The organism is Vicinamibacteria bacterium, assembly GCA_035570235.1.
Classification (GTDB): Bacteria; Acidobacteriota; Vicinamibacteria; order Fen-336; family Fen-336; genus DATMML01.
Map to the genome: position 1 here is coordinate 64,225 of DATMML010000083.1, position 22,847 is coordinate 87,071.

Genomic DNA, 22,847 nt, shown 5'->3' on the forward strand with positions numbered 1-22,847 from the left:
GGGTCAGGAGCGGGGGGTGACGCGGAGCCCCCCAAACAGCGGCCCGTCGCCGGAGAGGATGACGCTCTCCCCCTCCGTGAGCCCGGCCGTGACCTCCACATCGGTCAGGCCCACGAGCCCCACCGAGATCTCACGGCGCTCCGCGCGCCCGGCGTGCTCGACATAGACGAACCGCCCCTGACCCTCCTGATGGAGAGCGGCCCGGGGGACGAGCAGGGCCGACGGCTTCTCGCCCACCACGATCTTGACGTTCACGGAGGCGTTGAAGGGAAGGTCTTGGCCCCCGCCCGTGAGCGCGCCCAGCACCTCCGCCACCTCCCGGCCCGAGGCCTCGCGCAGGCCCCGGCCCACGGCCTCGATGCGACCATCCCACTCGCGGTTCGGGAGGCCGTCAAAGGTGACCACGAAGCGCTGGCCCTCGGCCACCAGGGGCAGGTCCGGCGGATCCACGCGCAGCCTCACGTAAGGGTGCGCGGGTTCCGTGACGCTCGCCACCACCTGCCCGGGGGAGACGGGCTCTCCCACCCGGCGGGGGAGGCCGTAGACGACGCCCGCGGCGGGCGCGCGCACGGTGAGGCCGTCGAGTTGGGCCGCGAGGTCCCTCGCGCGGGCGGCCACGAGGTCGAGCCGCGAGACCGCGCCCGGGCCGCCCCCGGCAATCGATCCCATCCGAGCCTCGGTCACGCGAAGCTGAGCTTCCGCCTGCCGGGCCGCGAGCTCATCCGCCTCGTAGGCGGCGCGGGAGATCGCCTGCTGCTCGAGAAGCCGGCGGTCCGCTTCCCAGACGCTGCGGCGGTAAGAGGCCTCCCGTTTCTCCCCGTCAAGCTGCGCCTCCGCGACAGCCTTCGCCTCGCGCAGAGCGAACAGCTCCTCGCGGGCCGCGGCCGCCTTGCCCGCCAGCTCGGGGGCGTCCAGCCGGAGCAACGGCGCCCCCTTGAACACCCGCTCGCCCTCCCTCACCCAGATCGCCCCCACCAGACCCGCCTGGCGGGCCATGAGGTCGCCGCCGGGTGGGGGTTGGAGGGTGCCCGCGCAGAGGACGGGCACCACGAGCCGGGAGCGGCTGGCCCGCCCGAGCCGCACGGAAACCCGCTGGGCCCGGGCGAGATCGAAGGCCACCCCGGCGGCCAGGAGGACGGCGATGCCGGCGACCCAGCGCCAGCGGAAACGGAGAGCAGGGTCGATCATGCTGGCAATGCTCACACCCTCGGCGGAAGGAGCGCCTCCCTACGCGACACCCGATCATATTATGCAAGACTTGAGCGGGATGGCGGTGGGCAGGCGTCGGGCCGTGCGGGGGGCGGTGTGGCTCGCCCTGCGGCCGGGACCGGCGATGCTGTGCGCGCTTCTGGCCCTGCCCCCGGGACCGCTCCGCGGAGAGGGGGCGTCGGGAGAGGCGCAGCGGGCCTTCTCCGGGGGAGAGTACGCCCGGGCCGCCGCCCTGTTCAAGGCGGCGATCGAAAAGGATCCCTCCGACCCCGGTCCCCGCCATTGGCTCGCACGCTGCCAATACGAGCTTCGCCAATACGACGAAGCGGCCAAGAGCGAGGAAAGGGCCGTGGCCATCGACCCCGGCCGCTCGGAGTATCACCAATGGTTGGGCCGGGCCTTGGGCGGCCGCGCGGAACGGGCGGGGTGGCTGACCGCCTTCGTGCTCGCCCGGAGGGTGGGGGCGGAGTTCGAGCACGCGGTGCGGCTGGACCCTCACAACCTGAGGGCCCAGCGCGACTTGATCGAATTCTACGGGCGCGCCCCTGGCATCGTCGGCGGCGGGCAGGCGAAGGCGTGGCGGCAGGCGGAGGCTCTGGCCGGGATCGCTCCTCTGGAAGCCCGCCTGGCGCGGGCCGAGCTCTGGCGCGACCAGGCAAGGCCGGATCGTGCCGAGGCCGAGTATCGGCTGGTGCTCGAGGCACGCCCGGGGCTCCCGGGCCCCTGCCTCGAAGTGGCCGACTTCTATGAGCAGCGCCGCGACGGTCCCCGCATGTCGGAAGCCGTGGAGGCTGCCACCGCCGCCGACCGCGGGGACCCGCAGCTGGCTTACTACGCGGGGGTAGCCGCCTTCCTTTTGGGGGGGCGGGACGCGGAAGCGGAGAGGCTCCTGGCGAAGTACCTAGACACCGTGCCCCCCCGCAGTGACCTGCCCACCCCGGCCGCGGCCCGGGAATGGCTGGGTCGGCTCTACGAGAGAGGGGGCCAACGCGCGGCTGCGGCCCGGGAGTATCAGAGCGCGTTGGCGCTCGATCCGGATCGGAAGGGCGCCCGCGAGGCCCTGCGCCGCCTCGGCCGGGAATGAGGCGCCCCCCGGGCCGAGCACTCTTCGGGGGGTCATCGCGAGACAGGGGGCAGTTGGCCACGGCTGCGAGGGGCGTTCTTCTTCGGTGGGAGCCTCGAGTCCGGGCGGCGGCCCCATGCAGCAGGGGGGCATGACCGCTTCCGCGCTCCCGGGCCAAGCTCGTTCCGGGCCCGCCGTTTCCCACTTAGGGGTCGGCCGGCCGCGCGGGGCGTAGACGAAGTAGGGCCGCAGGTACGCGCGCCGCGCGTAGTTCCGGCCCAGGGCCGCCCAGAGCTCGGGGGTGAAACGCTCCCGGGCATCATCATCCGTGAGAGGCTCCTCCAGGGGGGACTCCGTCACCACCCACGCCACGCGACGCTCCTCCACCTCCCGGAGGAGCGGTCCCTGGTCCCACCTTCCCATCTGGGCCAGGCCGGTGAAGTGAAAGAGCTGGATGTGGATGTCCCCGCGGGTGAAAAGGGAGAAGCTGCCCTGCTGAGAGATCACCGGGCCCGGAGCGCTCTCCAGGATGGCCCGAACCGCGGGAGCCGCCCGGATGCTGTCCCGGTCCCAGGGTCCCTCTTCGAGCAGGACGAAGGCGGGCCCGTAGGCCAGCACGAGCGCGAGCTGGGCGACGGCGAGACGCCGGTGGGCGGGGGGGAAGAAGAGGCCACCCGTCCGGAGCAGGAAGAGGGCGCCCACGACCAGAAGCTCCACCACCCACTGCCCGGAGGCGCCGGCCCGGCCCAGAGAGGGGATGGTCACGAGCAGCACCACCAGCAGGTAGCAGTCGATGGGCTCCAGGGTGCCCGCACGCAGGCGGGTGGCCAGACGGGATAGAGCAAGCCACAAGAAGGGGAAGAAGGCTCCCGCGTGGTGGATCAGGACGGGTGCGATCTGCGCGGCGTGATAGGGAAGGACGTTCATGCCCACCACGCTGTCGAGGAAGGTGCCCGCGGTCCAGGCTTGAAGCCAGGGGACGGGGGCCAAGCCGAGGACGGCGACGGTGGCGGCGTATGCGATCAGCCGCGGGCGGTCCTTGGCCAGCAGCCAGAGACCCAGAGCCAGGGGCAGGACGAGCTGGGTCTGCTTGGTGTAGACCGCGAGCACCGCCAGCAAGGGGCTGAGGACGGCGGCCAGGATACGGTGCCGGCTCTCGAACAGGGCGAACGACCAGACGGAGAGGGCGACGGCCAGCATTTGGGGGTGCGGCCGGGCGACGTTGTAGAGAACAGCAGGGAGGAGGAGGAGGAGACAGGAGGCCCAGAGGCCCTCCCGGGCGTGGCCGCGCCACCTTTGGGCGAGCCCGGCCAGGGCCGCGGCCAGGGCCAGGCTGGCGAGGAGGGAGAGAAAGCGGGCGGGCCGGTAGCCGAGATCGGTGATGCGGAGGGCGGCGGCAAGGAGGGTGTGGTACAGCGGTGTGTAGGGGCTGACCACCCAGGGAGGCGCGTTCACGCCATGATAGAGGGGCTCCCCGCGGGAAAGGCGATAGGCGTTGTTGAGGACCTCAGGGTCCGCGTCGTCCCAAGAGTGTCGCTGGGGAAGGATGAGCGGGGCCCAAAGGAGGCAGGTGAGGAGCGCGACCCAGGGCACGAGCCGCCGCAAGCGGGTCTCGAGATCGGGGGCGGGCGCGGATGCGTGCATGCCGGCCCGGATTCTATCCCTGGCCGGCGAGGGCGCGGGCGACCCCTGCCTGCAAGCGACGCTGTGCTATCGTTTCCAAGAATGCGCGGTCCCCTGGCGATGCTGCTCCTCCTTGGCGGTCCCCCCGCCCTGACTGCGGCAGAGCCCCCGCGCGCGATCGTCCTCGTGACCATCGACACCCTGCGCGCCGATCACCTAGGTGTCTATGGCTATGGGCGGCCCACCTCGCCCTTTCTGGATCGCCTGGCGCGCGAAGGGGTTCTCTTCGAAAACGCCTTCGCCTCTTCGTCGATGACGGCGGCCTGCCACTCCTCGCTCTTCACCGGCCTTCATCCGCCCCAACACGGAGTGAGGCTCAACGACGAAGGCTTCAGCGCCCCGAACCACCGGCGCTTCCGTACCCTGGCGGAGACCCTGTCCGGGGCGGGCTACACGACCGGCGCCTTTTCCGCGGTCGGGTTCCTGAACTCGATCGCGCAGGGCTTCGAGACCGTTGACGCCGGGAGCGGGGACTACCTGCGGTACCGCCAAGCGGACGCGGTGGTCGACCGGGCCCTGGCCTGGGTGGGAAAACGGAAGCGCGACGAACGATTCTTCCTCTGGGTCCACCTATTCGACGTGCACCCGCCGCGCCGCTCCCCCCCCCACGGCACGAGCCGGCTCCTCTTCGAATCGGCCGCCGCCGCCGAGCATTTCGCGCGGGAGGCCATGGAGCGCCGTGGCGTCACGCCGAGCGCTTACCCTACCCCGGCCGCCCTGGCCCTGAGCTACGCCCAGTACGACACCGAGGTCGCTTTCGTGGACCAGGAGCTGGGGCGGTTGTTCGACCGCATGGGAGCCATGCACTTGAACGAGCGCGCGGTCTGGATCGTGACCGCGGACCACGGCGAGGGCCTGGGGAACCACGACTGGCTCGATCATGTTCGCTTTCTTTACAACGAGGCGGTCCGCGTTCCTCTGATCATCTACGCGGAAGAGCGATGGGAAGAGCGGCGCGTGAAGGACCTCGTGCGGCATGTAGACGTCATGCCCACCCTCCTCGCCCTCCTCGGCCTTCCCTTCGAGCAGCCGGGCTTTACCCCCGTGGGACGCTCCCTGCTCCCCCTCTTGGAAGGAGGCAAGATGGTCCCCGCCATGTCGTTCTCTCTGCGGCGGCCCTGGGGCTCCGATCACCGCGACTGGGAGCGGGGAGAGGTCTTCGCCCTGCAGGACCTGGATTGGAAGTACATCGCCCACACCGACGGCAAGGACGAGTTCTTCGATCTGCGGAGCGATCCCCTCGAGCTCCGGAACCTGGTGGATGCGCCCTCACCCGTGAGAGACCGTCTCTCGGATATGACGCGGGAGGTCTTTGCGGCCCTGCGCAGAGAGGGGCAGGTGGCCACCAAGCACGCCGAGCCGGCGGTGACGGACGAGCTCAAAGCGCTCGGCTACATCCACTAAAGAAGGCATCGAACCCGGACCCGGGCGTGGCCGGCCGGCCCCGCGCGCCCGTTACCGAGCCCACTTCTGACGGAACCAGTCCACGGTGATGCGGATGCCCACCTCGAAGTCGACCCGGGGAGACCACCCCAGCTCGCGGCGAGCTTTCTCCCCCGAGACCTCCTTGCCCGCAAAGTCACCGGCACGTTCCGGACCGAGCTCGATGCGCACTCCGTTGCCGAGGACCCGGCGGATCCCCTCTGCCACCTCCAGCACCGTGACTTTGCGCACACCCTCCAGGTTGTAGGTCTTGTTGGCCGCCACGTCGTTCATGGCCAGCAAGTGGCCCTCGGCCATGTCGCGCACGTAGATGAACTTCCGGTATTGATCGCCCGTGCCCGAGACCGTGAGTGGCTCCCCCGCCAACGCCTTCTTGATGAACACGGGGATGAGGAGTTCCTCGCGCATGCGGGGACCGTAGGGGATCCCGTAGCGGAGCACGGTGAAAGGGACGCCGTAGAGCTGGCCATAGTTGTGGCAGACCATCTCGCTCGCCATCTTGGTGGAGGTGTAGATGTGGCCGGCGCCGTCCAGGTAGAAGGGGGTGCTCTCATCCACCGCGTCTCCGCCGGGAGCTCCGTTGTAGACCCAGACCGTGGACGCCAGGTAGAACCGCCGCGCCCCGTTGAGGCGCGCCGCCTCCAGGATGTTAGCCGTGCCCACCACGTTGAGGGTGGCGGTGTACACGGGGTACTTGAGGGCGTAGTTGACGTTGGACACCGCGGCCAAGTGGAAGATGTGTTCCGCGCCCCGGGTCGACGTGAGCACGGAGGAGAGGTCCATGAGGTCCACGTCCTCGAAGCGCACGTCCGGACGATGGGGCCGCACGCGGTGATCGATGACGGTCACGTCGTGCCCGGCCTCGATCATGACGTCCACCACGTGGGATCCGATGAAGCCGCTACCGCCGGTGACGACGACCTTCGCCATGGCGCCTCTCCTCTAACCGATGGTTTCTCGGATGGCCCTCATCACGAGCTGGGTCTGCCGGGGTTCCATCCCCGGGAAGATGGGCAGGCAGATGTGGCGGGCACAGAGATCCTCGGCCACGGGGAGGGCCGATGATGCGTAAGCACGGAAGACGGGCTGAGCGTGGAGGGGCGTCTCGTAGACCTCGCCCGCCAGCGACACCCCGAAGCGTTCCTTGAGATGCTTCTTCAGGGCGGGCCGGTCGCGCCGCTCGCGGAGGACGGCGACGTACTTGTAGTAGTTGGACACCCCACCCGGGGGCACGGCGAGGGGACGAAGCCCATGCTCACCCCGGAGCCCGTCGTCGTAGGCAGCGGCGATGGCCTGCCGCTCGGCCATCAGGGTCGGCAGCCGCTCCAGGTGCCGGAACCCGATGATCGCGTGCGGCTCCGACATCCGCCAGTTGTAGCCCAGCCGGACGTGGGCGTTCTGCCCGAAACTGGCCTTGCCCTGGTCGCGGTAGATCCTTGCCTCCTCCGCAAGGCGGTCGTCGTCGGTCACGATCATGCCCCCCTCCGCGGAGGTCACCACCTTGGTGGGGTAGAAGCTGAAGGAGGCCGCCACCCCGAAACGGCCCGCGGCCACGCCGCCGTGGGAAGAGCCGTGGGCATGGGCCGCATCCTCCACGAGCCAGAGGCCCTTTCCCCGGGTCCACTCCGCCAGCTCGCGCATCCGCCGCGAAATGAGACCGCCGATGTGGACCGGGACCACCCCCACCGTGCTGGGTGTGATCCGCCTCTCCACGTCCTCGGGGGAGATGCCGAGGGACTCGGGATCGGTGTCCACGAAGATGGGCCGGCCGCCCGCGTGTACGACCGCGGCGGCGGTGGCGAAGAAGGTGTTCGTGGGGACGAGCACGTCCTTTCCCTCGATCCCGAGCACCCTGAGGATGATCTCCAGGGCGCTGGTTCCGCTGTTCACCGCCACCGCGTGGCGGGCCCCGCAGAGGCCGGCAAAACTCTGCTCGAAGGCAGCTCCGTACCTCCCCAGGGTGAGCTCCCCCGAGGCCAGGACCTCCTGGATCCGCTCCGCGATCCAGGCCCGGTCTTCGGGCGGAAAGTGGATCCGGGCGGCGGGGACGCTGAGCGGAGCGGCGGAATCAGCTCTCTCGGGCGGCAGGGGCGGCATGGCTTTCCTCCTTTCCCGTGGGATCTCCGCTCCCACGCGGCCCGCTCTCGGCCAGCCCGATCAGGACTACGCCCCCGATCACGAGGGCGATCCCTAGCCAGCGAAGGGCGGGCACCGCTTCCTTGAGGATCACGACCCCCAGCACGGCGGCGAAGGCGTACTCCAGGGCGGTGAGGGGAAGCGCGACCGTCACCTCCGACCAGGAGAGAACGGCCAGGAAGAGAAGATAGAAAATCGCGTTCATCAGCGTTCCCCCGATGACGTAGGGGTTGGCCGCGGCGCGCACGAAGTAGGCGACGAGATCGAGGGGGGCCCATCGCTCGAGGGAGCCGACCTGCTGCATCCCATATCGAACCAGGATCTGTCCGACCGCGGCGCTTGCGCAAGCCAGGGTCATTGCGGTGAGGGTTCGCGACATCGGGCTCTCCTTCCGAGCTCGGCCCCCAGCCCGCTCGATCAGAGGTCGCCGAAGGCAATCCGGCACGCGCCGGTCGCCCGCAGCGCCTCCATCACCGAGGGGCTAGTGAGGGCTTGTAGCTCCGCCTCGTGCCGATAGGCGGGCATGTGCCGCTCCGTCTGGGGACAACGGGCGGTGGCGGGGTGAAAGTACATCTCGGTGACTCCGTCCGGAAGCCTCTGGAGGAAGCGGGCCACGAGCGCGGCGTGCATGTTGCCGCTGTCGTGGAGCCCGAAGGCGAACTGGTTCGACTTCAGGCCGGCTTGGGCGAGCCGCCGCCTCAGGAGCCCGATCCAGGGGGCGAGGAAGGCGGAACCCAGAAGCCGCCGCGCGAAGGCGGTGCGCGCGGCGCCCCACGAGGCCAGGGGAGGCTCGTAGGGCACGCGGACGGCAGCCAGGCCGAACTCTCGCCCCACCTCCACGATCATGGCCAGGACGGAGGGGTGCAGGTGCATGTGGTTGTGGGCGTTGACGTGATCGAGAGGGAGGCCGGTGGCGGCGAAGGCCTCGAACTGCGCGCGGATCTCGGCCCGAAGCTGCCGCCGGACGCGACTTCGGAAGAAGAAGCGGACCCCCGCGCGCACGAGGTGAGTCGAGAACTCGCCGTGCTCGTCCACGAGGTCGGGGACGACGGCGGGGGGAAGCAGCGGCCTCCCCTCCACCAGGACCAGGTGAAGGCCCACGCCGAGGGAGGGGAGCCGGCGCGCGCGCTCAATCGCGTCTGCGGTGGCCTCCGCCCCGACCATCAGGCTGGCTGCGGTCAGGATCCCCCGTTGGTGGGCCTCTTCGATGCCCTGGTTGACGGGGAGGGCCAGGCCGAAGTCATCGCCGGTCACGATGAGCCGCTTCACGGCAGGGGCTCCCGGGCAACCATGCGCCCATCCGGGGTCAGGTTGAACTGCTCCCCCCGCCAGATGACGGTCGGTTGGATGAAGGCCAGGGCCCAGGACACGAGCCCGGCCAGGTCGCGCAAGGGGAGAAGGCCTAGCCTTCCCACGCTCTTGCCGTCCCCGAGCCCAAAGCGGAGGGTCACCGCGGCGGCGAGGAGCCGGACGGCGAGGGCACCAGCCAGGACCTCCCAACCCAGAGGGTCGAAGAGGCGGACGACTGCGAAGAGGAGCGCGAAGGGGACGGAGCGCACCAAGACCGTGCCCAGGAATCCCCAAGGGTTGGCGGAGCGCGTGTTCTGATCCCAGTACACCTGGTGGTTCCACCATTGCCGCGGCGACTTGAGGTCCACAATCGTATCTACGAAATAGGGGGCCACGACGATTCGCTTACCGGCCGCGAGTATGCGCCGACCCATCTCGAAGTCCTCGACAAGGTAATCGGAGAGGGCGGCGAGGCCCCCGATCTCCGCGAGGACAGAAGAGGAGAGGGCGGTGGAGGCCCCGAGCACGAATCGGGAGGCCCCGCTCCAGGCGGCGAAGACCAAGCTGGGTACGAAATCAGCGTTGAGCGTGAGCTGCTCCAGGGCTTCGTACCAGCTCTGGGCCCCCACCGCCTTGTAAAACGTGCAGGCGCAGCCCACTCCCGGCTCGGCCAGAAGGGGCACGATCGTTACGAGGTAATCGGGTCTCAGGCGAACGTCGCTGTCGCTGATGACCAGGAAAGTGTGCCGGGCCCGGGGCAGCGCTCCCAGGAGATTCCGGATCTTTCCGTTGGGGGCGGTCTGGGTGTCGTCGACCACGACGTCGACCTTGGCGGAACCGAACTCCTGCTGGAGCCGGAGGAGGAGGGGGAGGGCGGGGTCGTCTTTTCTCTGCACGGAGAAGATGACCTGGAACTCGGGATAGTCCTGCTGGCACGTACTCCGCAGGTTCTCCTCCAGGCCCTTCTCCAGCCCATGAATCGGCTTCAAGACCGTGACGGGCGGAGAGAAGGCGAGCCCCGCTCGCCCTCGTCCCGGCCCCCGCCGGAGCCGGAGCACGGCGGCCAGACACAGCACCGCGTAAACCGAACCTCCGGCCACGGGCAAGAGCAGCGCCCACTGTAGGGCGAGCCAAAGCGTCAACATGGGGGGGCTTGATACACGGTGATCCGGCGGGAGCGCGGCTCGGTCATGACGTCACGGCCTTCGCTCGAGACTCGGTATTGTCGCTCCATTCTGCGGCCCCGCCCCCCCCCGGGGATCGCGCGCCGCCTCCCCCTTCAGGAGCCCCTCGACAAAGCGGGCCAGACCCTCCCCTCCGGATCGCGTGCGGGCGCGCAGGGCGATCAGGTCGGACACGAGCCGGGGGCGGAGGAGGGCCTGGCGCACGACCTTGGCCCGGCTCAGGCCACCGTCGGGGTCCTGGCAGCGGGCGAGGATCTCAGGCAGGTTCTCCTCGGCCCGGTCGAGGACGCTGCGCACGATCAGGTAAGGGATGCCCTTCTCGGCCGCCACCCGCGCCCAAGCCGCCGACTCCAGGTCGACGGCCGCGGGTTGGGCGGGGGAGCACGTCCTCCAAAGGGAGGCCTTGCCCTCCGCACTCCAGAGCAGTTCGTCCACGGTCACGAGGGTGGCCCGCCGGGGGGCCCCCTCCGAGCGCAGGGCGCGTTCCACCCAGGAGGCGTCCGGTGCCCCCACCGCGCCCGAGGAGTCCCGGACAGGGTCGCCCACGAGAATCTCTCCCGCGCCCAGGCCCGGGGAGAGGCCCCCCGCGACCCCCGCTCCCAAGAGTCCGCGGACGGAGAAGGCATCGAGCAACGCCCGTGCGCCCCGGTCCGCCCTGCGCTGTCCGACCCCGGTGCAGGTCATGACTACGGGTTTTCCCGCGAGGTCTCCCAGGAGGAAGCGGGAAGACCGGGCCCGGGTCGCGCGCACGTTCGCCGCCCGCCGCCGGAGGGGAGCGAGCTCCTCGGGGAGGGCGGTGACGATGCCCAGGAGAGGGGTCGACGCTTCCCAACCCTCGGTGCCCGGCCGGCTAGCGGGGACGGACATAGCCGTTCTCTCGAAACCAGCGGACCGCCCGCTCGAGCGCGTCCTCGATGGCGGTCTGCGGAAGCCCCAGCTCGCGCACGGCCTTGCCGGCATCGAAGAACATGCGATGACGGGAGAGTCGGACGCTCTCGATCGGTATCTCAGGGGAGCGCCCGACCAGGCGCGCAAACGATGTGTCCACCGCGGCCACGGCGAGAGGAATCCAGTGGGGGACGCGGAGGCGCGGCGCGGGGAGGCCGGTCAGCCGGGCCAGCGTCTCCAGGAGCTCCTTCAAGGTCATGTTCCGGTGCCCGAGGATGTATTTCTCGCCCACCCGGCCCTTCTCGGCGGCCAGGAGGTGGCCCTCGGCGACGTCGCGGACATCCACCAGGTTCAGGCCGGTCTCCACGTAGGCGGGCATGCGGCGGTTCAGGAACCGGACCAGGATCTGGCCGGTGGGGGTGGGTTTGATGTCCAGCTCGCCGACCGGCGCCGAGGGATTGACGATGACGAGGGGGAGCCCCTGGACGGACCACTCCTGCGCCACCCGCTCGGCCAGGAACTTGCTGCGCTTGTAGTGACCGACCATGTCCGCGAGGGCGACCGGGGTCTCCTCGGTGGCGGGCCGCCCAGTTCGGTTGAGGCCCAGGGCCCCCACCGAACTCGTGTAGACGACCCTCGACACCCCCGCCTCGGCGGCGGCGCGGAGCACGTTCCGGGTTCCCTCGACGTTGTTGGCGTAGGTCTCTCGGGGATCGCGCACGTAGAGCCGGTAGTCGGCGGCGCAGTGGAACACCGTGGCCACGCCTTGGGTCGCCCGCCGGAGGGATGCCGCATCCGTGAGGTCGCCGGGAACGATCTCAACGGGCAGGCCCGCGAGGTTGCGCCGGTCGCTCGTGGGGCGGACGAGGCAGCGCGGGCGCTCGCCCCGCCCCACAAGGGCGCGCACGAGGTGGGCTCCCAGGAAGCCGGTGCCGCCGGTGACGAGGGTGGGGCCGGACGACGAGGCCATGGACCCGAGCCTCGACCCCTTTGGTCGAGGGCCCTCTTCAGCCTAACAGGTTCCAGGCCACGAGCCGGACCATGTCCCCCGGGCTCTTGGGGAGCTCGCGGACCACGGAGGCCTCGAAGCCCGAGTGCATCGCGCAGTTCTGGCACAGCCGGTTGGTGCGGGACTCCCAGTATGGCCAGTTCGTGCCGTTCCAGAACTCCTCCCAGGAGAAGGTGTAGGTCTGGCCGATCAAGTAGCAGGGCCCCTTCCAACCTCGGGGGGTGAAGGTGACCGTGCTCCAGGGCGAGCATTTGTAGTCGCGCAGGCCGGCTGCGAATTCGAGGAACATCGGGGTCGAGGTCAAGCGGTACCGCTTCGAGATCTCCAAGATCTTCCCGAACTTCTTTTGGATCTCGACCTTCGTCATGAAGATGTCCCGCTCCACCGACTCGTAGTGGTAGCCGGGGGTGACGAGCATTCCCTCCACTCCCAGCTCGCTCAGGAGATGGCAGAGCTCCTCGACCTCGTCCACTTCGGTGTCCTTGAAGACGGTCATGTTCGCCATCACGTGATGGCCCAGCTCGAGCCCCTGCTTGATCATGGCCAGCGCCTTGTCGAAGACCCCCGCCCGGGCGCAGACCCGGTCGTGGGTCTCCCGCAGGCCGTCCAGGTGCACGTTGATCATCAGCCTCTTGTTGGGCGGGATGCGTCCGTAGACGCTCTCGTCCAGGAGGAGGCCGTTCGTGCAGAGGTAGATGTGCCGGCTGCGGGCGATGATTTCCGTGACCAGCTGGGGGAGCTCGGGGTAAAGGGTGGGCTCCCCCCCGCAAAGAGAGACCACCGGTGCGCGTGATTCCTCCACCGCTTGCAAGCACGCGGCCACGGGCAGGCGATCCTTGAGTTTTCCCGTGTGACGCTCGACGGCGCAGCCGATGCAGGCGAGGTTACAGGCGTACAGCGGTTCCAGCATCAGCACGTAGGGGAACCTCTTGTTCCCGCGGAGGGCGTTGCGGACCTGGTTGCGGATCATGTCCGTCGTGATGTGCAGGGGGTATCTCATGCCCGCATCTCCTCGATGAGCGCGAAGGGGGCGGTCGTGCCCTCGAGCGCCTGCAGGCTCTGGAAAACCCCCAGGGCCAAGAGCGGGGAATAGACCGCATAAAGGTGATAACGCAAATAGAAGACCTTGGGGAACCCGGTACCCGTCCAGTAGTCGTCGCGCCACCCTCCCTCCGGGCCCTGGTTGCGCAGCAGATACTCGAGGGCACGCCGGACCCCGGGGGAGTCCAGATGGTTTAGGGCAAAGAGCGCGAGCAGGGCCCACGACGTCTGCGACGCGGTGCTGGGGCCGATCCCCTTCTGGGCGGGATCGTCGTAGGAGGTGGGCAACTCCCCCCAGCCTCCGTCGTCGTTCTGGCAACGGTAGAGCCAGGTCGCCGCCCGCTGGTAGCGTTCCTGGGTCAGGTCCTCACCCACCTGCGCGAGGCCGCGCAGGGCCAGCCAGGTGCCGTAGAGATAGTTGCAGCCCCAGCGCCCGTACCAGGTCCCGTCCGGCGCCTGCTTTGCCCGCAGAAAAGCCATGGCCCGCCGTAGGGCGGCACTCTGGGGGGAAATGCCCAAGTGGTGCAGGGCCTCCAAGCCGCGGCCGGTGATGTCTTCGCAACTGGGGTCGATCATGGCGTTGTGGTCGGCGAAGGGAATGAAAGTGAGGACCTCGTTGTCGCAACCTTTGTCGAAAGCCCCCCATCCCCCGTCCGCGTTCTGCATGCTGAGAAGCCAGCGAAGCCCCCGATCGAGGGCTTCCCTCCGGTCCTGATCGCTGGCCGGATGGGCCAGGCGGAGGCGGCTCAAGGCGGTCAGGACGGCGGTGGTGTCGTCGGCGTCGGGATAGAAGGGGTTGCGGTACTCGAAGAACCAACCCCCCGGCTCCGCTTGGGGACTCCTCCGCTGGTAGTCGCCCGGTCCCCGTGCCTCTCGGTCCAGGAGCCATCGCGCTCCTTTCTCGAGCGCGGGGTGCGCGGCGGGCAAACCCGACTCGAGGAGAGCCTGGAGGGCGAGGGAGGTGTCCCAGGTAGCCGAGAAGCAGGGCTGAATCCGCAGCGTGTCCTCGTCCTCGATCTCCAGCTTCTCCAGCTCGCCAACTTGGCTCACGAGCAACGGGTGGTCGAGGGGGTAGCCCAAGCAGCGGAATGCGATGACGGTGTTGATGATGGGAGGCAGAATCGCCCCCAGGCCATCGCTGCCCTCGAGCCGCTCCCGGATCCAGGACTCCGCCCTCTTGAGGGCCCTCGCCCGGAGTGGGGTCAGGGAGGCGGCCTCCAGCGCTTTGAGAGTCCAGTTGGCGGCACGGAAGAAGGTGGTCCACAGTCGCTGCCGGAGCCCGCCCGCAGGGCGGCGGGGCTCGAGGGGCGCGCCCGGGCGATGAAGCTCGAGAATGTTCGCGTGGTCCGGGACCGGGCAGGAAGGTCTACAGGCCCAGATGATCGAGAGGGGGACCACGATGGCTCTCGACCAAGACGAAATCCGGTAGATGTTCAAGGGGAACCAGTCGGGCAGCAGGATCAGTTCGGGTGGCACGGCGGGGCAGCTATCCCAGCGGCACTGCCCGAAGATGGCCAGGTAGATCCGAGTGAAAGAGTTGCAGGCGTCGATGCCCCCCAGACCCAGGATCACGTCCCGGGCTCTGACCATGTGGGGGGCACCGGGATCGTCGCCCATCACCTTGAGGACAAAGTAAGCCTTGACGGAAGCGCTGACCTCAGGCGGACCGCCGGGATACACGGCCCACCCCCCCCGGGGAAGCTGCCGGCGCCGGATGTACTCGGCGGCCTTGCGCGCCCGCGCCTCACCGCTACGGCCGAGCAGATGGAGAGTGAGCAGGTATTCCGATTCGACGATCGTGTCGCCTTCGAGCTCGCCGCACCAGTGGCCATCGGCTGCTTGCAGGGAGAGCAGGTACGCTTGCGCCGATTCCACCGCGGCGCCCACGCGGGCGCCGAACGACGCGTAGACCTCCTCGGCCCTAAACTGTAAGTCCTCCACCAACGGGCGTGCCCTCATGTCCAATGCACCCTCCCCTTCAGAAAGGGCTCCTATCAGGGAAGGGGTGCGTTAACGATGGTGCCTTTGTACTCAAGACTGAACCGCGTACGTCGGCGATTCTTGGCTGCCTACCCTTTGCTCCCTTGCGCGTGGGCGCGCGTGCGAAGCAAGACAACGTAGCATAGGCGGTTTTCGACGGCAATCCCCGAATGGCCACCGTCCAGACTCGACCGCAATGCCCCCACGCCAGTTTCCTACGCCACGGCCCGGTCGCGCAAGGGGTGCGGTCGACAGGCGCCGGGCTAATTGTTATTTTTTGTTAAGAGTCGCCGCGGGTGACGCTTCCAAGCGGGGGCGGCCGTCGTGCTCATCGCCAGGGGAGGCGACGTTCAGGGCCAGGTGGTAGCGGAGAGCGCGACCGGTGGTTCCGAAGCGGCGAACGCCGCAGAGGTCGGGGGAGAGGTTCTGCGAGTCGAGGTCCGATGACCCGCCTCCCTTCGGACTCAACCTCCTCCCGGGGTTCACCTTCGATCAAGCGCTTCAACGTGGGCAGGGCTCCTTGAGGAATTGACCTTGGGGTAGTGGCGACGGTGATCTAGACGGGGTGGAGATGGCGGGGGCGGGTGACGACCCAGGGGTGGCAGGCTCGACCCAAAGGGATGTATAGGTAGAGGAAAGGGCGGCGGAGTCGCCCGACTTTATGTCAGGAGCCGTCCGCAGGTCAGCCGTGGCCGGGACCTGGTATCCCGGCAGCCCCCGGGGAATCGTGGCCGAGGTCGAGGAGTACCTCGCGGCCGCGGGGAGGCCCCAGGTCGACGGGCGGCTCGTGGGCCTCATCAGCCCCCACGCGGGTCTTCGCTACTCGGGTCCGGTGGCCGCCCATGGCTACTCTCTGCTGCGCGGCCGGTCCTCCCTCACCGCCGTCCTCGTGGGCCCCTCCCACCGAGCGGCCTTCCCCGGCGTCAGCGTTTTTGCCGCGGGTGCGTTCGAGACCCCGCTCGGCCGGGTCCCCATTGCCGAAGACCTGACCGCCGCCCTCTTGGCCGCGGAGCCCGCGATCCGCGACCTGCCCGGGCCCCACGGGCAGGAGCACTCCCTGGAAATGCAGCTGCCATTCCTGCAGCACCTCGTTCCCAGCCTGCGCATCGTGCCCCTCCTCATGGGTAGTCAAGCCCGGGCCGAGGTGGAGGTCCTGTCCCGGGCCCTCGCTCGCGTTCTTGCCGGACGCGAGGCCCTTCTCATCGCCTCCACCGATCTCAGCCACTATCAGCCTGCGCCCGTGGCCCACCGTCTGGACGCCCTCGTGAGCGGCGATGTCGAACGCTTCGACGCCGACGGCCTCCTGGACCGCCTCGAGTCCTCGCCTGGCCATGCCTGCGGGGGGGGGGCCCTGGCCGCGGTGATGAAGGCGGCCCGGGCTCTCGGAGCGGATCGCGCCGCCGTTCTGCGCTACGGGGACAGCGGCGACGTGAGGGAAGGGGATAAGAGCCAGGTCGTGGGCTACCTGTCCGCCGCCCTCGTGGCGGGCTCGGCCTGAGAAGGTGGAGCTCTCGGCAGAGGACGGACGTCGTCTCCTTCTCATCGCACGGCGTGCCATTGCCGCCCATCTGGCGGGGGAGAGGCCGGGCCGGGAGGAGCCGGCCCTCGGCCTGCGCGTGCCGCGGGGCGCCTTTGTCACCCTGCGCCGCCGCGAGGGGGGGGAGCTTAGGGGATGTGTCGGCTTGATGGAAGCGCAAGCCCCTCTCTCGGAGACGGTGGCGCGCGTGGCGGTGATGGCGGCCAGCGCGGATGGGCGTTTCGATCCCGTGACCCCGGGGGAGCTGGCCGGGCTGGAGCTCGAGGTCTCGGTTCTGGGTCCTCTCTGTGAAGTGCGGCCCCAGGAGATCGAGGTCGGGCGCCATGGGCTCCTCCTGAGATCGGGGGAGCGGCACGGCGTCCTGCTCCCCCAGGTGGCCCTCGAGCAGGGTTGGGACCGCGAGACCTTCCTCGACCGGGCCTGCGGGAAGGCCGGGCTCCCCGCCGGCGCTTGGCGCCAGGCGGGGGTCCAGGTCCTGGCCTTCACGGCCGAGGTGTTCAGCGAGGAGTAGAGAGGGGGCCCGCGGTCCTCTGCGCGGCCGTCATTTGCCGGTCACCCGCACCATCTCGGTGGTGGTGGTGATGCCCCGGAAGACCTTCTCGATGGCCGCCTCCTTGAGCGTGCGCAGCCCCTCCTCGCGTGCGGCCTTGAAGATATCGAGGGAGCCGGCCTGCGTGCTGACCAGGCGGCGGATCTTCTCCGTCATGGGCAGGACCTCATAGATGCCCGTGCGGCCGATGTAGCCGGTCTCCCGGCAGTGCAGGCAGCCCTTGCCGCGTTTGAAACTGTAGGGCTGGAGCTTCTCCATGGGGATGCGCAGGGCCACCCCTTCCGCGGGCGTAGGCGCGTACTCCTCCACGCAATGCGTGCAGTTCTCGCGGACGAGGCGCTGGGCCAGGATCCCGATCAAAGTAGAGGTGATGAGAAAGTGGGGCACGCCCAGGTCCAGGAGTCGGGTGATGGCAGAGGATGCGTCGTTGGTGTGGAGGGTAGAGAGGACCAGGTGGCCGGTGAGGGCGGCCTGGACGGCATGATCCGCGGTCTCGGCGTCGCGGATCTCACCCACCATGATGATGTCCGGGTCCTGTCGAAGGACGGTGCGGAGGGTGTTGGCAAACGTTATATCGATCTGGGGGCGCACGGACACCTGGTTGAAGTCCTCGAAGACCATCTCGATGGGGTCCTCGATGGTGACGATGTTCACCTCGGGCTTGGAGAGGTGCTTGAGAACGGAGTAGAGGGTGGTGGTCTTGCCGCTCCCCGTGGGCCCCGTGACCAGGATGATGCCGGTGGGGCGCGCGATGAAGTCGTGGAACTTGGGCAGGTCGTGGCCGGACAGTCCGAGTTGGTCGACGCTCTTCAGCAGAATGTCGGGATCGAAGATGCGGAGCACCGCCTTCTCTCCGAAGGCGGTCGGCATGGTCGAGACCCGGAGCTCCACCTCCCTGCCGCCTTGGTCCCTCTTGATCCGTCCATCCTGGGGGCGACGCTTCTCGGCCAGGTTGCAGCCGGAAAGGAGCTTGATGCGCGACACCACCGCTTGGTAGACGATCTTGGGGATGAGGTGGACATCGTGCAGGATCCCGTCGATGCGCAGCCGCACCAGGGTAAGGTCGCGCTTGGGCTCGAAATGGATGTCGGAGGCGCGCTGCTCGAAGGCGTAGCTGAGGATGTGGTCGAGGGCCCTCACCACGGGGGCGGCCGCGGGGTCCAGCTCGGTGGCCTCGGCGGAGAGGAACTCCTGGTTCCCGAGGTCCATGGTGGACAGCCGGCTGGCCGTGAGCTGCTTCTCCGCGGTCTGGAGGCTGGTCTTGAGGTCGTAAAAGCCCTTGTTGATGGTCTCCACGTCGGTGCGGGTGGCCACCACCCGCTCCACGTCCAGCCCGGTGACTCGTTTGATGTCGTCGGCAGGGAAGGGAGCAGAGGGGTCGAAGACCGCGATCGTGATCTTCTCCGCGGTCTTGGAGATGGCCACCATCCCGTGCTTGCGGGCGAAGGGACCGGCGATCCCCTTGGTCACCACGTCAAGGTCCAGGTCGAGGGGGTTGAGCTTCACATACGGAAGCCCGGCGTGGGCGGCCAGGGCCTGCGCGATCTGGACCTCGTTGGCGAAGCCGAGCTGGATGATGACCTGCTCGGGCGAGACCCCGCCCACCTTGAGGGTGCGCCGCACGCGGTCCGCCTGCTCCGAGGTCAGGACCTTGCGGGAGACGAGCAGGGGGAGGATGTCGATCGCGTCGGGGGCGGCGGCGGGTGGGCTCGGCTTACGATGCGAGGGGGTGCTCATGGCCAAGAATAGAAGATTATCCGGACGCGTGGCGGTCGAAGTCAAACCCGGCTTGAAGCCGCCCGCCGCCGCATGCTAGCGTCTGCCGCCATGTCGAAGCGCGCGGTCACGTTGATCGGAGTACCGCTCGACTTGGGTGCGGGGCGGCGGGGGGTGGACATGGGCCCCTCCGCCTTCCGGGTGGCCGAGATCGAGCGAAAGATCCGCGACCTGGGGTACGGGGTCGAAGACGCGGGCGACCTCCCGGTCCGCATCCCCGAGACCCAGAGCCCGGGCGACCCCCGGGCCAAGTACCTGCAGGAGATCAAAGAGGTCTGCGAGACCCTCCGCGACAAAGTGGGGGTAGTGCTGGAGGAGGGGAAGCGGCCCGTGATCCTGGGCGGCGATCACTCCATCGCCATGGGCACCCTGGCCGGGCTCTCGCGCTTCTTCAGGGATCGGGGGGGGAGGATCGGCCTCATTTGGATCGATGCCCATGCCGACTCCAACACCCCCGAGACCAGCCCCTCGGGCAACATCCACGGGATGCCGCTTGCGGTCGCCCTCGGGCTCGGCCCCCCCGCGCTCGTGAACCTGCCCGGCTTCTCTCCCATGGTCGAGGGCTCGGCGGCGGCCCTGGTAGGCATCCGCGACGTGGACCCGGCGGAGCGAACGAACGTCAAGGCCTTGGGCATCGGGGCCTTTACCATGCGGGACATCGACGAACGCGGCATGAGGGCGGTCATGGAGGAAGCCATCGCCCGGGCCAGCCGCGACACCGCGGGCATCCACGTGAGCTTCGACCTCGACGGCATGGACCCCGACTTCGCCCCCGGAGTGGGCACCCCATCCCCCGGGGGCCTCTCCTACCGGGAAGCCCACCTGGCCATGGAGATGCTGGCCGACTCGGGCAAGGTCGTTTCCGCGGAGTTCGTCGAGGTGAACCCGATCCTGGACCACCAGAACGGGACGGCCCGGTTGGGCGTGGGGCTCCTAGCCTCCCTGCTGGGCAAGAAGATACTCTGAAGATACTCAGAGCATTGACAGTCCCGTATCCCTCCGGTACGATGCGACTTTCGCCTGTCGTAGGCGCGTGGCTCAGTGGTAGAGCGCTTCCTTGACACGGAAGAGGTCGGTGGTTCAATTCCACCCGCGCCTACCAGGGCTGAGTGGAATCGGAGGAGCGTGGTTTTCGAGGTGAGGAGAGCGTCACGAGAGCGCCGACCGCGGCGCGATCGTTTCCGCCCGGCCGGGATTCCCCTCCCGCGGGGCGGCACGCGATGAGGGCGCCGGAGCGGGGCTTCACCTCTCTCGCCCGCCGCATTCGCTCGCGCCTGCGCGACCGGCCGCGTTTCCGTTGAAGATGTCGACCGCGCTGGAGCCACCCGATACCACCGGTCCTTCGGGCGAGAGCAAGCCGGCCGACTCCCCGATCGAGATCTACCGCCACTCCTCGGCCCATCTCTTGGCCGCAGCCGTGACCGAGCTCTTCCCCGAGGCTCAGTGCGGCATCGGCCCGCCCACCGAGGAGGGCTTCTTCTACGACTTCCTGGTGGCCAAGCCCTTCACGCCCGAGAACATCGCGGCCATCGAGAAGCGGATGGGGGAGATCATTAAGCAGGACCGGCCCATCGAGAAGAAGATCCTGCCCAAGGCGGACGCCCTCGCTCTCTTCAAGAGCAAAGGGCAGACCCTGAAGTGCCAGCTCATCGAGGAGAAAGCGGGTCCGCAGGTGCAGTGCTACACGATGGGCAGTTTCATCGACTTCTGCTTGGGCCCACACCTGCCCTCCACCGGGCGCATCAAGGCCGTCAAGCTCTTCCCGACCCCCTCGCAGTCCTATTGGAAGGGCCGGGAGGGGAACCCCGCCCTCCAGCGCATCCACGGAACCAGCTTCTTTACCCGGGAAGAGCTGACCGCGCACCTGCAGCGGCTGGAGGAGGCCAAGCGACGCGACCACCGCAAGCTCGGCCGCGAACTCGACCTCTTCTCGGTCGCGGAAGAGACGGGGGCGGGGCTCATCCTCTGGCACCCCAAAGGCGGTTTCATCCGCAAGCAGATAGAAGACTTCTGGCGGGACGAGCACCTCAAGGGGGGATACGACCTCGTCTATACCCCCCACATAGCCAAGCTCGACCTTTGGAAGACCAGCGGCCACACCGAGTACTACCGGGACTCCATGTACGCCCCCATCGAGATCGAAAACGTGGAGTACCAGCTGAAGCCCATGAACTGCCCCGGGCACATCACGATCTATCGGGCCCGCCCCCACAGCTACCGTGAGCTGCCTTTTCGCTTCGCGGAGCTCGGCACGGTCTACCGTTTCGAACGCTCGGGGGTGCTGCACGGCCTCTTGCGGGTGCGGGGCTTCACCCAGGACGACGCCCACGTGTTCTGCCGCCCGGACCAGCTGGAGGCGGAACTGGTGCGGGTGTTGGACTTCGTGACCATGATCCTGCGCACCTTCGGCTTCGAGCGCTACGACACCTACCTCTCCACCAGGCCGCCGAAATCGAGCGGCACCGACGAGCAGTGGCAAGTCGCCACCGCCGCCCTGAAGAAAGCGCTGGAGGTGCGGGGCCTCCCCTACACCGTGGACCCCGGGGAGGGGGTCTTCTACGGTCCGAAGATCGACATCAAGATCAGGGACTCGCTGGAGCGGGCCTGGCAGTGCTCCACAATCCAGGTGGACTTCCACAACCCCGACCGCTTCCAGCTCGAGTACATCGGAGAGGACGGCAAGGCCCATCAGCCCATCATGATCCACCGAGCTCTCCTGGGAAGCCTGGAACGGTTCTTCGGCGTTCTCATCGAGCACCACGCGGGGGCCTTCCCCCTCTGGCTGGCCCCCGTGCAGGCGGTGGTGGTGCCGGTGGCCGAGCGTCACCAGGACTATGGGCGCAGCGTGGCCGATCGGCTGCGGGCCCAAGGGGTGCGCGTCACCGTGGACGATCGCAACGAGAAGATGGGCTACAAGATCCGAGAGGCCCAGGTCCAGAAGATTCCCTACATGCTGGTGGTGGGGGACAAGGAGATCGAGGCTAAGAACGTGGCCCTCCGGCACCGTCAGGCGGGGGATCTCGGGGCCGCGGACGTGGACGCCCTGGCCGCACGCATCGCCCGGCTGGCGGCCGAGCGCGCGCTCCACGAGGAAACGCCGCCCTCTTCCGGAGGTGTCTCATAGACAACAAGACCGTCCGCATCAACGACCGCATCCGCGCCAAGGAGATCCGGGTCATTGACGACGACGGCACCCAGCTCGGGATAATGCCCCCGGCCCAGGCCCTGGTCATCGCCGAGGAGAAGGGTCTGGACCTGGTGGAGATCGCAGCCACCGCCGCCCCGCCCGTCTGCCGGATCATGAACTCGGGGAAGTTCTTCTACCAGCAGGCCAAGCGGGAGTCGGAGGCTCGGAAGCACCAGCGCCACATCCAGGTCAAGGAAGTGAAATTCCGGCCCAAGATCGACGAGCACGATTTCCAATTCAAGCGCCGCAACGCGGAGAGGTTCCTGCTCGACGGCAACAAGGTGAAGTCCACCGTCATCTTCCGGGGCCGGGAGATGGTTCACAACGAGATCGGCCGCCGGATCCTGAACCGGCTGGCCTCGGAGCTGACGGAAGTGGCCCTGATCGAGGTTCCTCCCCGGCAGGAGGGCATGACGATGGTGCAGATCCTGGGGCCCAAGAAGGAGGCCCCGGCCCGGCCGGCAAAGGCAAAGAAGGCCCTCCGGGCGCCGGTCGGAGAGAAAAAGGAAAAGCGGAAGGCGGAACCGGCTCCGAGCGTGGAGGCGGGGAGCAAGGAAAGCGAGAAATGAGAAAGCCCAAGAAGCACCTCAAGCTGAAGAGCAAGCGGGGGGCGGTGAAGCGCTTCAAGCTGACCGCGAGCGGAAAGGTCAAGCGCGGCCACGCCTTTAAGCGGCACATCCTCACCAAGAAGGCGACCGGCCGCAAGCGCGGCCTGCGCAAGTCGACCTTGGTCTCGAAGGCGGAGACGCCGAGCGTGCGGAGGATGCTGCTGGGGTAGTCGGCGGAATGGTTGGTCAAGGGGCGGTCGTCGCACCGCCCGGGCTTCGTCGCCGCCTGGAAGAGTGACGGGCTGGCCGCTTCCGGCCAGGCC

Annotated in this window: 19 protein-coding genes, 1 tRNA gene and 1 pseudogene; 9 read left to right on the forward strand and 12 right to left on the reverse strand. The window is 68.6% G+C overall.

Annotated features, from left to right (window positions below; genetic code table 11):
* Positions 1 to 3: 3 nt before the first annotated feature.
* Positions 4 to 1,188 carry an efflux RND transporter periplasmic adaptor subunit gene (locus VN461_14870; GenBank protein HXB56065.1) on the reverse strand — a complete coding sequence of 395 codons (1,185 nt, stop codon included), beginning with the start codon at positions 1,186 to 1,188 and terminating at the stop codon, positions 4 to 6.
* A gap of 61 nt (positions 1,189 to 1,249) precedes the next feature.
* Here VN461_14870 and VN461_14875 point away from each other — a divergent pair, with 61 nt between their 5' ends.
* Positions 1,250 to 2,293, forward strand: coding sequence for a tetratricopeptide repeat protein (locus tag VN461_14875; protein HXB56066.1), 1,044 nt, complete (start codon positions 1,250 to 1,252; stop codon positions 2,291 to 2,293).
* 987 nt (positions 2,294 to 3,280) lie between these two features.
* Here the strand turns inward: VN461_14875 and VN461_14880 are convergent.
* Positions 3,281 to 3,916, reverse strand: a pseudogene (locus VN461_14880) (glycosyltransferase family 39 protein).
* Between the two features lie 81 nt (positions 3,917 to 3,997).
* Here VN461_14880 and VN461_14885 point away from each other — a divergent pair.
* Positions 3,998 to 5,359: a sulfatase gene (locus tag VN461_14885; GenBank protein HXB56067.1), complete on the forward strand. Its 1,362-nt coding sequence runs from the start codon at positions 3,998 to 4,000 to the stop codon at positions 5,357 to 5,359.
* A 51-nt stretch (positions 5,360 to 5,410) separates the two neighbouring features.
* On the opposite strand, the gene VN461_14890 is transcribed toward VN461_14885, so the two are convergent.
* Genes VN461_14890 through shc form a run of 9 tightly spaced genes read right to left on the reverse strand, consistent with a single transcriptional unit; the run spans position 5,411 to position 14,905 of the window.
* The gene (locus VN461_14890; GenBank protein HXB56068.1) at positions 5,411 to 6,328 is read right to left on the reverse strand and encodes an NAD-dependent epimerase/dehydratase family protein; all 918 of its coding nucleotides are present in this window, start codon (positions 6,326 to 6,328) and stop codon (positions 5,411 to 5,413) included.
* 12 nt (positions 6,329 to 6,340) lie between these two features.
* Positions 6,341 to 7,495 (reverse strand): DegT/DnrJ/EryC1/StrS family aminotransferase, encoded by a 1,155-nt coding sequence (locus VN461_14895; GenBank protein HXB56069.1) that lies wholly within the window; start codon positions 7,493 to 7,495, stop codon positions 6,341 to 6,343.
* Positions 7,467 to 7,913: a DMT family transporter gene (locus VN461_14900; protein HXB56070.1), complete on the reverse strand. Its 447-nt coding sequence runs from the start codon at positions 7,911 to 7,913 to the stop codon at positions 7,467 to 7,469. Before VN461_14900 ends, VN461_14895 begins: the two co-directional genes overlap by 29 nt.
* Positions 7,914 to 7,951: 38 nt before the next feature.
* Positions 7,952 to 8,803, reverse strand: coding sequence for a hopanoid biosynthesis-associated protein HpnK (gene hpnK / locus VN461_14905; protein HXB56071.1), 852 nt, complete (start codon positions 8,801 to 8,803; stop codon positions 7,952 to 7,954).
* The gene (hpnI, locus tag VN461_14910; protein HXB56072.1) at positions 8,800 to 9,969 is read right to left on the reverse strand and encodes a bacteriohopanetetrol glucosamine biosynthesis glycosyltransferase HpnI; all 1,170 of its coding nucleotides are present in this window, start codon (positions 9,967 to 9,969) and stop codon (positions 8,800 to 8,802) included. Before hpnI ends, hpnK begins: the two co-directional genes overlap by 4 nt.
* 51 nt (positions 9,970 to 10,020) lie before the next feature.
* A complete protein-coding gene (locus tag VN461_14915) occupies positions 10,021 to 10,875 on the reverse strand; it encodes a hypothetical protein (GenBank protein ID HXB56073.1) in 855 nt (284 codons plus the stop codon).
* On the reverse strand, positions 10,859 to 11,866 hold the full coding sequence (gene hpnA / locus VN461_14920) for a hopanoid-associated sugar epimerase (protein HXB56074.1): 1,008 nt from the start codon (positions 11,864 to 11,866) through the stop codon (positions 10,859 to 10,861). The genes VN461_14915 and hpnA overlap by 17 nt, the downstream gene beginning before the upstream one ends.
* Positions 11,867 to 11,903: 37 nt before the next feature.
* A complete protein-coding gene (gene hpnH, locus VN461_14925) occupies positions 11,904 to 12,905 on the reverse strand; it encodes an adenosyl-hopene transferase HpnH (GenBank protein HXB56075.1) in 1,002 nt (333 codons plus the stop codon).
* Positions 12,902 to 14,905 carry a squalene--hopene cyclase gene (gene shc / locus VN461_14930; GenBank protein HXB56076.1) on the reverse strand — a complete coding sequence of 668 codons (2,004 nt, stop codon included), beginning with the start codon at positions 14,903 to 14,905 and terminating at the stop codon, positions 12,902 to 12,904. Before shc ends, hpnH begins: the two co-directional genes overlap by 4 nt.
* 709 nt (positions 14,906 to 15,614) lie before the next feature.
* On the opposite strand from shc, the gene amrB reads away from it, so the two are divergent.
* Both amrB and amrA read left to right on the forward strand, forming a co-directional pair.
* Complete coding sequence (gene amrB / locus VN461_14935; GenBank protein HXB56077.1) at positions 15,615 to 16,424, forward strand: AmmeMemoRadiSam system protein B; 810 nt, start codon at positions 15,615 to 15,617, stop codon at positions 16,422 to 16,424.
* A gap of 4 nt (positions 16,425 to 16,428) precedes the next feature.
* Positions 16,429 to 16,974, forward strand: coding sequence for an AmmeMemoRadiSam system protein A (gene amrA / locus VN461_14940; protein HXB56078.1), 546 nt, complete (start codon positions 16,429 to 16,431; stop codon positions 16,972 to 16,974).
* 30 nt (positions 16,975 to 17,004) lie between these two features.
* On the opposite strand, the gene VN461_14945 is transcribed toward amrA, so the two are convergent.
* Positions 17,005 to 18,750: an ATPase, T2SS/T4P/T4SS family gene (locus tag VN461_14945; protein HXB56079.1), complete on the reverse strand. Its 1,746-nt coding sequence runs from the start codon at positions 18,748 to 18,750 to the stop codon at positions 17,005 to 17,007.
* A 72-nt stretch (positions 18,751 to 18,822) separates the two neighbouring features.
* Here VN461_14945 and rocF point away from each other — a divergent pair, with 72 nt between their 5' ends.
* The 5 genes from rocF to rpmI all read left to right on the forward strand — a co-directional run bounded on the left by rocF (position 18,823) and on the right by rpmI (position 22,754).
* Positions 18,823 to 19,755, forward strand: coding sequence for an arginase (rocF, locus tag VN461_14950; GenBank protein HXB56080.1), 933 nt, complete (start codon positions 18,823 to 18,825; stop codon positions 19,753 to 19,755).
* Positions 19,756 to 19,816: 61 nt separating this feature from the next.
* Positions 19,817 to 19,891, forward strand: a tRNA-Val gene (locus VN461_14955).
* Positions 19,892 to 20,092: 201 nt separating this feature from the next.
* Entirely contained in the window at positions 20,093 to 21,913 is a 1,821-nt protein-coding gene (thrS, locus tag VN461_14960; GenBank protein ID HXB56081.1) for a threonine--tRNA ligase, read from the forward strand.
* Positions 21,910 to 22,545, forward strand: a complete 636-nt coding sequence (infC, locus tag VN461_14965) for a translation initiation factor IF-3 (protein HXB56082.1) — start codon at positions 21,910 to 21,912, stop codon at positions 22,543 to 22,545. Before thrS ends, infC begins: the two co-directional genes overlap by 4 nt.
* A complete protein-coding gene (gene rpmI, locus VN461_14970) occupies positions 22,542 to 22,754 on the forward strand; it encodes a 50S ribosomal protein L35 (protein HXB56083.1) in 213 nt (70 codons plus the stop codon). The genes infC and rpmI overlap by 4 nt, the downstream gene beginning before the upstream one ends.
* Positions 22,755 to 22,847 lie beyond the last annotated feature (93 nt).

Bases quoted from the DNA above. Each gene is read 5' to 3' on its own strand.
- VN461_14890 (HXB56068.1), bottom strand. From the start codon at position 6,328: ATGGCGAAGGTCGTCGTCACCGGCGGTAGCGGCTTCATCGGATCCCAC.
- VN461_14945 (HXB56079.1), bottom strand. From the start codon at position 18,750: ATGAGCACCCCCTCGCATCGTAAGCCGAGCCCACCCGCCGCCGCCCCC.
- VN461_14895 (HXB56069.1), bottom strand. From the start codon at position 7,495: ATGCCGCCCCTGCCGCCCGAGAGAGCTGATTCCGCCGCTCCGCTCAGC.
- hpnH (HXB56075.1), bottom strand. From the start codon at position 12,905: ATGAGATACCCCCTGCACATCACGACGGACATGATCCGCAACCAGGTC.
- VN461_14870 (HXB56065.1), bottom strand. From the start codon at position 1,188: ATGATCGACCCTGCTCTCCGTTTCCGCTGGCGCTGGGTCGCCGGCATC.
- VN461_14885 (HXB56067.1), top strand. From the start codon at position 3,998: ATGCGCGGTCCCCTGGCGATGCTGCTCCTCCTTGGCGGTCCCCCCGCC.
- hpnI (HXB56072.1), bottom strand. From the start codon at position 9,969: ATGTTGACGCTTTGGCTCGCCCTACAGTGGGCGCTGCTCTTGCCCGTG.
- thrS (HXB56081.1), top strand. From the start codon at position 20,093: ATGTCGACCGCGCTGGAGCCACCCGATACCACCGGTCCTTCGGGCGAG.
- VN461_14915 (HXB56073.1), bottom strand. From the start codon at position 10,875: ATGTCCGTCCCCGCTAGCCGGCCGGGCACCGAGGGTTGGGAAGCGTCG.
- rpmI (HXB56083.1), top strand. From the start codon at position 22,542: ATGAGAAAGCCCAAGAAGCACCTCAAGCTGAAGAGCAAGCGGGGGGCG.
- VN461_14900 (HXB56070.1), bottom strand. From the start codon at position 7,913: ATGTCGCGAACCCTCACCGCAATGACCCTGGCTTGCGCAAGCGCCGCG.
- shc (HXB56076.1), bottom strand. From the start codon at position 14,905: ATGAGGGCACGCCCGTTGGTGGAGGACTTACAGTTTAGGGCCGAGGAG.
- VN461_14875 (HXB56066.1), top strand. From the start codon at position 1,250: ATGCAAGACTTGAGCGGGATGGCGGTGGGCAGGCGTCGGGCCGTGCGG.
- hpnA (HXB56074.1), bottom strand. From the start codon at position 11,866: ATGGCCTCGTCGTCCGGCCCCACCCTCGTCACCGGCGGCACCGGCTTC.
- rocF (HXB56080.1), top strand. From the start codon at position 18,823: ATGCTAGCGTCTGCCGCCATGTCGAAGCGCGCGGTCACGTTGATCGGA.